Source organism: Fibrobacter sp. UWB1 (assembly GCF_002210325.1).
In the GTDB taxonomy this organism is placed as follows: Bacteria; Fibrobacterota; Fibrobacteria; order Fibrobacterales; family Fibrobacteraceae; genus Fibrobacter.
In genome coordinates, this window is record NZ_MWQL01000023.1 from 1 (window position 1) to 12,252 (window position 12,252).

At 50.3% G+C, this 12,252-nt stretch carries 10 protein-coding genes and 1 other RNA gene; 3 read left to right on the forward strand and 8 right to left on the reverse strand.

Annotated elements, in window-relative coordinates:
- Positions 1–94: 94 nt before the first annotated feature.
- From secG to B7988_RS13405, 3 genes are all read right to left on the reverse strand, one after another.
- Entirely contained in the window at positions 95–523 is a 429-nt protein-coding gene (secG, locus tag B7988_RS13395; protein ID WP_072976946.1) for a preprotein translocase subunit SecG, read from the reverse strand.
- A gap of 30 nt (positions 524–553) precedes the next feature.
- On the reverse strand, positions 554–1,315 hold the full coding sequence (gene tpiA, locus B7988_RS13400; protein ID WP_088658315.1) for a triose-phosphate isomerase: 762 nt from the start codon (positions 1,313–1,315) through the stop codon (positions 554–556).
- A gap of 102 nt (positions 1,316–1,417) precedes the next feature.
- Positions 1,418–1,858, reverse strand: a complete 441-nt coding sequence (locus tag B7988_RS13405; RefSeq protein ID WP_073317399.1) for a hypothetical protein — start codon at positions 1,856–1,858, stop codon at positions 1,418–1,420.
- A 211-nt stretch (positions 1,859–2,069) separates the two neighbouring features.
- Between B7988_RS13405 and B7988_RS13410 the strand changes: the two genes are divergently transcribed.
- Positions 2,070–2,915, forward strand: a complete 846-nt coding sequence (locus tag B7988_RS13410) for a hypothetical protein (protein ID WP_163414309.1) — start codon at positions 2,070–2,072, stop codon at positions 2,913–2,915.
- On the opposite strand, the gene B7988_RS13415 is transcribed toward B7988_RS13410, so the two are convergent.
- The 3 genes from B7988_RS13415 to B7988_RS13425 all read right to left on the reverse strand — a co-directional run bounded on the left by B7988_RS13415 (position 2,835) and on the right by B7988_RS13425 (position 5,390).
- Positions 2,835–3,620, reverse strand: a complete 786-nt coding sequence (locus B7988_RS13415; protein ID WP_088658317.1) for a hypothetical protein — start codon at positions 3,618–3,620, stop codon at positions 2,835–2,837. The two genes, B7988_RS13410 and B7988_RS13415, sit on opposite strands and share 81 nt — an antisense overlap.
- A gap of 110 nt (positions 3,621–3,730) precedes the next feature.
- Positions 3,731–4,831 (reverse strand): recombinase RecA, encoded by a 1,101-nt coding sequence (recA, locus tag B7988_RS13420; RefSeq protein WP_073318834.1) that lies wholly within the window; start codon positions 4,829–4,831, stop codon positions 3,731–3,733.
- A gap of 40 nt (positions 4,832–4,871) precedes the next feature.
- Positions 4,872–5,390, reverse strand: coding sequence for a CinA family protein (locus B7988_RS13425; RefSeq protein ID WP_073317392.1), 519 nt, complete (start codon positions 5,388–5,390; stop codon positions 4,872–4,874).
- 147 nt (positions 5,391–5,537) lie between these two features.
- Between B7988_RS13425 and B7988_RS13430 the strand changes: the two genes are divergently transcribed.
- On the forward strand, positions 5,538–6,566 hold the full coding sequence (locus B7988_RS13430) for a DUF5683 domain-containing protein (RefSeq protein ID WP_073317389.1): 1,029 nt from the start codon (positions 5,538–5,540) through the stop codon (positions 6,564–6,566).
- 71 nt (positions 6,567–6,637) lie between these two features.
- On the opposite strand, the gene B7988_RS13435 is transcribed toward B7988_RS13430, so the two are convergent.
- Together B7988_RS13435 and ffs are read right to left on the reverse strand one after the other, a co-directional pair.
- A complete protein-coding gene (locus B7988_RS13435) occupies positions 6,638–7,255 on the reverse strand; it encodes a histidine phosphatase family protein (RefSeq protein WP_073317386.1) in 618 nt (205 codons plus the stop codon).
- Between the two features lie 116 nt (positions 7,256–7,371).
- Positions 7,372–7,468: signal recognition particle sRNA small type (gene ffs, locus B7988_RS13440), an RNA gene on the reverse strand.
- Positions 7,469–7,674: 206 nt separating this feature from the next.
- On the opposite strand from ffs, the gene B7988_RS13445 reads away from it, so the two are divergent.
- On the forward strand, positions 7,675–12,210 hold the full coding sequence (locus B7988_RS13445) for a cadherin repeat domain-containing protein (RefSeq protein ID WP_088658318.1): 4,536 nt from the start codon (positions 7,675–7,677) through the stop codon (positions 12,208–12,210).
- Positions 12,211–12,252: the final 42 nt, after the last annotated feature.

A 12,252-nucleotide genomic window follows, 5' to 3' on the forward strand; every position in this document is an offset into this window, starting at 1 on the left:
GATCGCTCCCACTAGCACCTCAAGCTAGCGTGTCTACCAATTCCACCACGACCGCAGCGTTGCCTGCGCAGCCTAAGCCGCGCGAGACAAAACCTTACTTGGCTTCAGCAGGAGCGGCCGGAGCTTCCGAAGCAGGAGCTTCTGTAGCCGGAGCAACGTCGGCGGCCGGTGCAGCAGCGTTAGCGGGAGCTGCAAAGTCAGCCGGGAGTGCCGGAGCCGGGGCTTGCTGCTGGGCAGCGTTTTCGCGGGTAGCCTTCTGCATCGAAGATTCTTCGACAGCCTGGTCCTGCTTAGCAGTGATCAAGCCGAGGGCGAACACGACGATAAAGAAGATCACGGCCACGACGCGGGTCAACTTCTGGATGAAGGTCGCGGCACCTGCGGTAGAGAATGCAGACTGGGAAGTCATGCCACCGAGACCTGCGAGACCGCCCATCTTGTCATTCTGAACCAGAACGAGCAACATGAGGAAGAGGCACAGGAACACGTGCAGGACGATACCAATCCAAAAGAGTGTTGTCATAGTCGTTTTACCTTGAATTTAAAGTTTTAATTAGCGAGCTTCGGCAGCGTCGATGATTTCCTTGAAGGTGTTAGCCTTGAGGCCTGCACCACCGATCAAACCACCGTCGATGTCCTTCTGGGCGAGGAGGCCGGCAGCGTTGGCGCCCTTCATGGAGCCACCGTACTGGATGCGCATGCCTTCGGCAACGGCTTCACCGTAGATTTCCTTCACAACGGAGCGAGCGTAGGCCTGGGTGTCCTGAGCCTGTTCGTCGGTAGCGGTAACGCCAGTACCGATTGCCCAAACCGGTTCGTAAGCGAGAACGCACTTGGCGGCGTCTTCGGCAGAAACGTCCTTGAAGGCGCCCTTGATCTGGAGGCCGAGGACTTCCTTCAGGATGCCACCGTTGCGCTGGTCGAGGGTTTCGCCAATGCAGATGATCGGCTTCAGACCGGCTTCGAGGGTCTTCTTGACCTTGAGGTTCACGGTTTCTTCCGTTTCGTGGAAGTACTGGCGCTGTTCGGAGTGGCCGATGATGATGTATTCGGCGCCGATTTCCTTGACCATGTCAACGGAGACCTTACCGGTGAATGCGCCCTGGTCCTTCCAGTGGATGTCCTGGATGGCGAGCTTCACGTTGGTACCCTTGATGACGTCGGCGACCTTGGCTGCAGCGAGGTAAGTCGGGGCGATGACCACTTCGGTCTTCTTCACGTCCTTAACGGCTTCCACGATGTCCTTAGCGAGCTGAATGGATTCGCTAACGGTCTTGTTCATCTTCCAGTTACCAGCAATGATATACTGACGCATAATTAACTCCTTGAGTTGTTTAAAATTTAACGCGCCTAAATTTAGTAAAAAAAGACCGCCCCCGGTAGTCCGAGGGCGAATCTTTCGCATAAAAAACGTCTATTAATAGTTGCTGGAATGTTTGGAAGTCGGAGCCGGAGAACCACCGTAGCGGTCGCCTTCGATCTTTTCCAGGATCCATTCTTCTTCGTAGCCCTTCAAGCGAGCCTGGTCGGGGTGCTTCCAGAAGAGGCGGGTAATGAGTTCGCCTTCGCGGGTGTAGTATTCCCAAATGCTCTGCTTTTCGGTGGTCTTTTCGTGGTCAGGAGGTCCCCACAGGAGGTTCACCATGTCGTTGGTCATGCCTTCTTCGATATAGCCCTGCTTGAACACGTCTTTCAGGCGCTTGTCGATACCCATACTTTCCTTGATGGCAAAGTATTCGCGTTCGTATTCGTTGCGACCTTCACCGCGTTCGATCAAGATGGGGGAGGAATAGCGGTTGGCACAGGCCCAGAACATCAGGGCGCTCACGCCAAGCAAGCAAATATGAGAGAGTTTCATTGTGACTCCTATAAATTAATGCCTACAAAATAAGAATTTATGGCGCAAATGGGGAAATTATTTTAAATTTTATTTCGAAATGACTTATTTTAAGAAATTATTGGCCTTTTCTATAATTTTTTTTACTTGTGACGTCGCGTCTTTTGCCGATGGTTTCAATGAAAATGCGAATTTTGGATTCCGCTACGGGCCAAACCTTTCGTGGACTATCATGGGCAATACGCCGTTTGTGTGGGGCCAGTGGCTACCGCAGGCGACTGGCATGCTCCATTACACTTGGCTTGAACCGCTCGACGAACTTGCTTACGGTGAACGGCTCGAATCCCTCCCGTCTTACTTGCGCATGGATGCCGCCATCGAAGTATCGCCATTCTATGCAGGTTACCTGGCGGGCATTGGCATTCGCCCCTTCAAGACCAATCCGCAAATCGAAGGCAATATCGTTTACGAAAGCTATATCTACATGCGCTCGAACCTCGAAATGGTGACCGCCGAAGTCGAGGGCGTGGGCCGCATTGCCGACAGTTGGAATGCCGACTACGTGACCGACAATCTTTATGGCGAGGATGCCGCATTCGATTACACGCAGCTGATCGACATGTCTTTGAGCCTCAGCTATTCCTTGCCCAAGGGGTCGGTTCTTGGCGTGAAGTTCCATTACATATTGTCCGATGTCAGTACCGATTTCGATGGTAAAAGTTACGACTACCGCCGCAACATTCCCGTGTTCAGCCGTGATTTCTTGCTAGTGCTTGATATCTACGGCCGTATTCCTCTGACAAACCATTTCGCCGCCATTTTTGAATCCAACTTCTACAAGACCGGTTTCTTGCGCGAAAAGAACACCGTGCGTAAGGAATCGCTCGGTTACGGCAAAGCCATGCTCGGCGCCCATTTCTTCTGGAACGAGGGCTTGCAGAATGTTATTTTGGAAGTGGGAGGCTGGAGGCGTACCGAAGAGCGCTTCTATAACGGATCACTCGCGCAGCAGTTCCTGATTCAGCTTGAGTATCAGGGGTATTTTTCTTTCCCCTTTCACAGGAATTTTTCTAAATAAATCCGGCAGTGGCGGTTTCTGCTTGCCTTCTACGCTGTTCTTGAGCGGGTCGGCCTGCAGTGCCTGCACGGTATAGGCGCTGCGGATCCAGAGTTCGCCGTTATATCTTTCGTTTTCGACCTTCACCAAGGTCGGCAGCATTTCGCCGGAATAATTGCGCCATTGGCGAATCGTGAACACGCGCCGTTCTTTGCGCGGGCCGTTCATGGTCACCCTTGTCGGGTGGGGTAGGCTGTCTGCCACAAGGCTCCACCAGGCCATGGAGAATGCGGTCGAAAGAATGTTCGGCTTCTGGATCGTCGAGTCGCGGCACAGGAACTGGCCGTTTGCGAGCAGTTCCATGTCGTCAAGCTTCAGCGGAGTCTCGCCGATGTGTTCCTTCAAGTGGTGCGTTCCCAGCTGGCGCTTCACCTTGACGTTCGGGAATTCCATGTAACGGTATTCGCCGGCGGTAATGAAGTTGAACGGCTGGTGGTCGGGCTGGTTCACGAAGAAGGTGTCAAGTGCTTCGGGGTGGTGTCTCCATTCGACATCCAGCGAAACGCGCGACAGTTTCTCGTTAATAAAAAAGCCCTCGATGTTTACGACCATCGGGCTTTCCAGTAAAAAGTGCGGGCAAGAAGTCTGGGCAAGGGCGGCAGTGCATGCAAGGGCAAAGAATGTTGCCGCTGTACGCAAAGTTGCCTTGAGAATTTCTGCCTTCATGTTCGTCAATATAGAAAATTTTAAACAAAGGAAAACCCCGACCCATCCCAATGGCTAAAGGATAGGCCAGGGTTTGTTGCTCTTCAGGAAGAAAATGTTTGGGTAGGGGACTAGGCGTCTTCGCTAACGCTGACTTCGTCGCCGTCGTCAGCTTCGATGGCGTCGCCTTCGTTCAGCTTGAACAGTTCCACGTCCTTCATGCTTTCGCGGATCTTCTGCTCGATTTCGTTGCAGAGGTCTACGTTATCCTTCAGGAACAGGCGGGTGTTTTCACGACCCTGGCCAATTCGTTCGTTGTTGTAGCTGAACCAGGAACCGCTCTTCTGGATAATGTCGAGTTCGGTAGCGAGGTCAAGGATAGAGGCTTCACGAGAAATGCCGCAACCGTAAAGGATGTCGAATTCGCACTGGGTAAACGGGGCTGCCACCTTGTTCTTCACGACCTTCACGCGGGTGCGGTTACCGATGACTTCTTCGCCGTCCTTGATTGCAGCAATGCGGCGGATATCGATACGCTGGGTCGCATAGAACTTCAGGGCGTTTCCGCCGGTGGTGGTTTCGGGGTTGCCGAACATTACGCCAATCTTCATGCGCAACTGGTTGATGAACAGCATGCAGGTATTGGACTTCGAGAGAATGCCGGTGAGCTTGCGGAGCGCCTGGCTCATGAGGCGGGCCTGCAGACCCACATGGTTATCACCCATTTCACCATTGATTTCGGCCTGCGGTACAAGGGCTGCCACGGAGTCGATCACGATGATGTCGATAGCGCCAGAGCGGACGAGCGTTTCGGCGATGTCGAGGGCCTGTTCACCAGTGTCCGGCTGGGAAACGAGGAGCGATTCGATATCGACACCCAACTTGCGGGCGTAGACGGCGTCAAAAGCGTGTTCTGCGTCAATAAAGGCTGCGACACCGCCAAGTTTCTGGGCTTCGGCAATGGCGTGCAGGGTAAGGGTAGTCTTACCGGAAGATTCAGGTCCGTAAATTTCGATAATGCGGCCGCGCGGGAAACCGCCTACGCCAAGCGCCATGTCGAGCTGGATACAACCCGTAGGAATAACGGGAATATCTTCGACGGGCTGCTGGCCGAGAGCCATGATGGAACCTTTACCATAATTCTTTTCGATCTGGGCGATGGCGGCTTCTACTGCCTTGGCCTTGTCTGCGGAAAGGTTGCTTGTCGGGGTGTTTGTTGTTTTCTTAGCCATGTTGGACTCCATTTTGTTTTTTCGTTTTTAAATATAACATTTAGTGTTCACTTGTGCAAGTGCTTTTTTGGTTATTCAGCAAAAAAAGTAGCTTGCCCAATACACTATACACGCTTTTTTCGCGCACTTCGGTGCGGTTTCCTTCGAAAATTTTACAAAAGGCCTCGTTTTGCAAACTATTGGCGACAGCCATCCATACCGTACCGACGGGTTTGCCGGGTTCTGCCCCGGTAGGGCCTGCGATTCCAGAAGTGGCAATTGCCCATTCGCAACCGAACTTTTGGCGTGCGCCTTCGGCCATGGCTTTTACCGTTTCGGCCGAGACTGCACCCTGATTTTCGAGCACTTGGTGCGGAACACCGAGCAGGGATTCCTTTACCTCGTTCTGGTAGGCGACAATGCCGCCGGCCAGAATGGCGGAACTTCCCGGAATATCGACAATGTGGCTTGCTACGAGTCCTCCCGTGAGCGATTCGGCGGTGGCCATCATTTCGCCGCGAGCCAAAAGCGCTTTCTGGATTTCTTGTGCAAGTTCCTTGATATTCATTTCGTTGTTCATGTTGTTTCCTTTACGTTATCAAATATACATAAAGTTTATGTCATATTTTGACAATGGAGTCAATCTGCAAAAAAAGTAGAAAAAAGTGGTGAACGGTGGGCCTTAGAAAGTAGGAAGTGAATCGACTTTTTTCTATATTCGACCCCGATGTTTTTACGCTCGTTTGTTTTTGGCATATTCCTGTCGGTGCTGCTTGCAGTTCCGCTTTTTGCCGACGACAGTGTGGCCGAAAATGCTGTAGAACAGCCCGCGGAAGTCGGGGCTACGCCCGATTCCGGTGCAGACCCCTTGCAAAAGGGTAAAACGGGCATTGTCGCTATCGATACGCTTACCGTAAACGAATGGGACATCCCGACCAAGCGCAATTCCTTGCCGCTGACCATGCTGTTTGCGATTTTCCCGGGCGGCGGCCAGTATTATACGGAACATTACGTGCGCGGCGGCTTTATTACAGGTATCGAGCTCCTGCTTTTGTACGAGGTCACAGCTAACAAGAGCTACCAGCACAGGCGTGTACTCGAACAGGCGGAACCCTTCCGCGACTCCGTGGCCTATTTTACCAACAAGATGCTTCGCGAAACGAATCGCGACAGCCTTGCAGCGTACCACACCAAGCGAAACGAATTCATTGCTCGCGTTCACGAAAAGAGCGACAAGAAAATGGAACAGGAAGATCTGCGCAAGGCAGAAACTGCCTGGTTGTACGGCCTTTACCTGTATAGTTTCTTCGATGCCTTTGGAATCTGGTACAACAACAATTACCGCAGTGTAGAACTCAAGAGCATGAAAAAGGCGCTGCTCTGGTCCATTATTCCTGGATTCGGACAAATGTATAACCGCGAGTTCGGCAAGCAGGGCCTTTTGTACATGGCCTTTATCGGTTCTGCCACCAGTATCTGGACTTCGCAGAACATGGTGGAATACTACCTGGACCGCAAGCATGTCGTAGAGAAAGAAAGCACGACGTCCGAAGAATATGAACGTGTAGATGAACGCGTTACCTATTACCGCAAGAACCGCAACCAGTACATTTGGGCGATTGCGTTACTTTATCTATACTCCATTGGCGATGCCGCTGTCGATGCTCTGTTAAGCGACTTCGACAATCCCATGCACTTGGCCGTACTGCCACGCCTAGGCGGCGGCCTCCAGGCCCTGATGTCGTTTGACTTTTAATTAATGTGTAATGTGGAGTGTGGAATGTGTAATGAAATTTCTCATTTCACATCCCACATCTCACATTGTTTTCATCCAATCTTTAGCGGCGCCATCTGGATGCCGTCGTGAATCTTCGTGAACGTTCCGCGGTAATGCCCTTCGGCGTCACGCTTGAATTCGAATCGGGTTACCATGGCATAGCTGAATGCGCCTTCCACGAATTCCTTGTCGGGCAGTCCGCAGGCAAAGTGCTGTAAGGCGGCGATCACGCCTGCATGCGTAATCCATAAAAACTCGCCGTCGTCAGCGAGCGTGTCCAACAGGGACTGCACTCGTCGGTCGATGTCGTAAAAGCATTCGCCGTCTTTGAACTTGTAGCCGCGCAGGTCGCGTGCCCAGGCGGCCATCTCTTCGCGGGGAACTTCCGTCAGTTTTTGTCCTTCCCAGGTTCCGAAGTTCATCTCGATGATTTCTTCGCGCTTTTCCATGGTTAGCCCTGTTGCCTTTTCGGCCTTCTCGGCGAGCCTCAGGCAGCGGAGAAGGGGACTGGTGAACATGCGCGTGGGCTTGGCGCCTGCACCAAGCAATGCCTTCAAGGCTCCGTCGCTTTCTTCTTCGAAAGTAGGGGAGACGTCAAAGTCCAGTCTGCCGTAGCAGACATCGTTCGGGTTGTAGGGCTTGGTGTGGCGAATCGTCCAAAGAATCATTTTTTTAGTAGACAGTAGGCAGTGGTTAGTAGACAGTAGACTGGCGCAACGTCATCCTGGAGCGTAGCGACGGAATCCATTTTTTTATAAAAAAAAGCCCTGTTAAGGGCGAAAAAAAATCCTAGGCGACCTGAGCACATAAAAATTCACAAGTCCGTTGCTGCTTTCGCCCTGGCGAGTTGCCCGCAAATAGTCATTGCGCAGGGCCTAGGAACCCGCAATTTAGCAATATCTCGTGATTTTTGTCAAGGGAAAGCGGCAAAAACAAATTTTCGGAACAAAAGTGGACGATTTGTCCATGAAAAAGGCTAGCTTTGTGAAAAAAAGGTAACCTATGTAAAGTTTTTTTATGTATTTTTGAATCAGGAGTTGAAATCCTGTAATACAACAGGGGGTAAAAGATGGTTAGAGTAATCAACATGAAAAACTTTTTAAACAAATTATGGCTCGTGCTGATGGCAGCGGGGGTTGCTTCTGCTGCAGATGTCGCGCCGTTGGTTTTCGATAGCCTTGCAACGTATTACAATGAACTTTCGGATGTAAGTGATCCGAAAACGATGGATGACACTATAAAAGCGGAACACCAGAAGTATTGGAATAAATTGATGACCTTCAAGATGTGGGGTACTTTTGGTATCTCCATGGGACATGCGAGTGCTCCCGATGTCAACGGTGCCATTGGTACTGCTCATGGTAATATGGAATTGACTAATGGTGACCATAAATTAGGTGGTCCGATTTATATTGGCGGTGAAATTGTTTTCCAAGATGGACCAGATGTTTTTTTAAGTGGCCCAGCACGTGTTAAGGGTGATTTTAATTCGGGTGCAAATGGCAATTCCTTCTACGGAACGCATTGCATCGAGGGTGTTGCTTCCACCAAGAATCAGAATTCAACCATCCAAGCTGAATTTAAAAACGATAAAGATCCTGTAGGTAGGCTTGCTCAAGGGGCTGCCGCCAAGCTTGGTATGTGTTCTTACGACAGTGTTCCTGAAGTCCCGACGTATCTTACAATTCCTGATGTGCCGGCTCTTCCTGCAAGTGCGAACGTTATTTATAGCGATATAACCATTAATAATGGCCAAACCTATAACATTGATGTTCCGCCTAATAGTAATGGCTCGAATATATATGACGTTTATGTTGGTGGAAACATCATTATGGGTGCGAATTCGAGCATAGTTGTTCGTATGGCGAACAACAAGAATTTGGTTCGTCTGTTTATAAGTGGCACAATCGTTGCAAACTCCAGTTCGACAATTCAAGTGGCTTATGTTGACGAAGGTGCTCAGTACTTAGGGGACTCATGGGTAAATGTTACGAATTCTACGTTTGTTGCGAATAAAGACTATGCAGGAAACGTATTGTTCCATTGCAAAGAGGGTATTGACTGGTCTGCAATGAATGGTGGATCTTTCTTCCAGGGTTCGTTCTTGTCAAAGAAAAAGATAAAGGTCGGTCCGAACTTGGTTTTAGCCGGTCAGCTTCTTGCCAACGAACTCGAAATTGGTCATGAATTTGATGGAAGTTCTTTCCGCTATGTGCCGTTCGATCCTCCTGTTTTGAATACTGCAGAAGGCGTAAAGACTTATTTGGTCGAAGGTCACAAGCAAGATACGGTTAAAATCGCTCTGGACAAAGAGGCCACAACTCTTATCGATTTCGAATATTGCTTTGATTTTGGTGGAACCGTAGATGGCAAGGATCCCAATGGTCTTGCCACTCGCGCTGATATCGCTACTGCAGATATTCCATTGTTCGATGGAACGAAATGCGTCAATCCTGGCAAGGCCTATTTTGATATTGATAGCAAGAACCTGAGAGACCCTATCATCTTGACTGCGTTTGATGATAAAATTGATGAAGGTCCAGACGGCAAGCCTGGAAAAGAAACCTTTAGGATTATCATTCAGAACCTGAATGCAGCAACGCTGAAGGACGGCTCTCATGATGGGTTCATCACTTTGGAAATCAGTGATCCGGATCTTCCGCCGCTCAAGTTCGAAAAAGACACTTTGCATGCGGTTAACGAAAATCCTCTGAATGGTCTTGTGATTGATACCTTGCGCGGTGTTCATGGTGTTTTTGGTTGCCCCGAATGCAAGTATAGTTTGAGCGATACTAGCCATTACAGTGACTTTGTTACGGTTGACGAAGATGGTACGGTTCGTGTCAAGGATTCGACCAAGTTTGATTTTGAACAGATTCAGTATATCGATATTCAAGTTCATGTCGAAGATGTTGACAATAAGATGAAGGCTGATACGACGATTATTATCCCGATTGGCAATGTCAACGAAAATCCGATTCTTGACGATCAGGAATTTGATGTCGACGAACATAAAGTTCCGGGAACCGTCGTTGGCACTCTTGAATGGGGTGAAAACGACTCCGTGCCCGTGTACAGACAAGATGTGTTTACCGCTGTCGGCGGCGACACAGCCTACTTCTCGATTACTCCCGAAGGCGTAATCAAGACCAAGAAGGAATTTGATTACGAAACCGAACCGCATGTTTATACAATTGATGTTAAACTGGCCGACAAGAACGATCCGACGCTCTATGTTGTCGGAACTATTACGATTACTGTCAATGATGTGAATGAAGTTCCGAAGATTATCACGGATACCATTCAAGTCAGGGAAAATTCTGACCCGGGTACGGTGGTGGATACCTTGGAAGCTACCGATAAAGACGGCGATTCGCTCACCTGGACTCTCGTCGAAGATCCGAGTAAGTGTTTTGATGTGTCTGCAAGCGGAGTCGTGACAACCAAACAGTGCGACAGGCTTGACTACGAAAAGAATCCGACGATTTCGATCAAGGTCAAGGTTGACGATGGCCGCGGCGGTACCGACACCAAGATTGTTGTCGTGAAGCTGATCGATGTCCCGCCTCCGGTTGTTGAAATCCCGGTGGCAAGCAACGAAGATTCGACTTGGCATTACCCGGAAATTATCCACACGAACAAGGATTCTATCAATGTCTGCTGGGAAGTGAACAAGAAGAACCTGACCTGTGCTGACACGAATCTTGTGCCAGGATACAACAAGATTTGCAAGGAAGCTTGTGATATAGACGGCTTTGAAGGCTGTGCCGAAGATTGCTTTATTGCTTACTTTAGCGATGTCTCGCCGAAGGTGGTTGTTGATGCCGGCGGCGACGCTAACCTCGCAAGCAACATCTATACCATTGTGGAGCAGCCGGCCGTAGGCGATACGAACGTGTACGTGAAGGATTCCGTACGCAACATCAACGTGTACATTACGGATTACGACCCGATTATGGGCGAAACCAAGGACACCTTGAAGTTCGAAAAGGTCGATATCACCAAGAAGGTGGCTGTGCCGCAGACTACCTACGATGCCCTTTCGATGGTTGCAAAGCAGACGGTTTCGCTTGACGAACTGAACCCGAATACCACGAGAACCCCGATCAACGGCACGAACGTCCTGAATTCCTACCCGACAAAGATTGCCGGTACCGAAGTCACTGTGAGCTACGTGACCGACACCAAGGGTAATATTGTGAAGCAGGCCGTTGTAAACGAAAAGGGCAAGGTCGATTCTATTGAAGTGATTACGGTGTCTTACCAGACCGAAATCAACGGCCAACTGGTGACTATTTCTTACCAGGCCGACGCGACGACGGGTATGGCTCTGAATGTCGACGGTAACGGCGGCTTTGTGTCTTCCAAGAACTCCGACAGCTCTACCGGTATCTTTAAGGTCTCTTACGAATATCTTGACAGAACGTCCGGCCAGGTGCTTGAACTGACCTACGTTGTCGACAAGAAGGGCAACTTGGTCAAGAATCCGGAAGGCGACCGCGGTTACCAGGTGTCGTTCACTTACACCGACAAGTATGGCAACGTGGCCGAACAGTCCGTATTCGTGGTACTCGACCAGACGCTCCCGACGGTGGAAATCCTTTCTCCGCTCGACAACCAGGTGTCTCATGCGAACTACGTGAAGGTTGAATGGACCGTTAACGGCGAAAAGCAGGATACCTTGACCACGCAGGGACTTGTGAAGGGCCCGAACGTTATCGTGCGCTTCTACAAGGACAAGGCGGGTAACATCGCTTCTGATACGGTCCGTGTGTTCATGAAGGAAGGCAAGGACCTAGAAATTGCCGTGGAACGCCCGGTGACGGTGATCGACAAGGACAAGGTTGACGAATATTACGCCGACAATCCGCCCAAGAAGGGTCAGACCTTCGCGGTTAGCGTAAGGAACCCGACGACCAAGGAAGAAGTGGAAACCTTGATCGGTGGCGACTTCAAGACCAAGGAAGGCAGCGGTGAAAAGCCGTATGCGAATACCAAGAGTTCCAAGCACTTGGGCCCGACGCTCATTCTTAACGTGACTCTCCCGACGATTAGCGACGGCAAGAGCGGTTCCGTGAGTGGCCTTGCTACCTTGGACGACTTGATTCTTCCGAACGGTATGATATCTTCTGCCGGTATCGGTGTCGACACCTCCAAGCTCGATGCCGCCGCCAAGAAGGACTACAAGGAATACACGGTCGAAGAATATGTGTCTGAATTCTGCGAAGACGGTACCAAGATCCCCAGCGACTTCAGTCAGTTCAACCTGTATAATTCCAGCATTAAACTCGATATCTGGGTTTATACGACGCTTGGCAATTTCGTGGGCAAGTACAGCTTTACGCAGGAACTGAATGACCCGAGCTTCGCAAACGAAGCCGGTGTTACGCAGATTTTCTTCGAAATGAAACCGGATAAGGACGGTTACGTACATGCCAAGAACGGTAAGCTTTTGGCTACTGGCGCCTACTTGTACAAGGTGGATGCCAGCCTGCGTAACCATCTGCGTTGCTCTGTCCCGCCGCTCGGTGGCACGACCACCAAGACCAAGGGTGACGTGACGAAGTCCAGCGATGAACTACTGAAACCCTTCGGTTATAAGCGTCCGGCAAACAAGAAATAAGAGTTCGTACGCAATTTCTTAAACAAAACCCCCGGGCCAAGG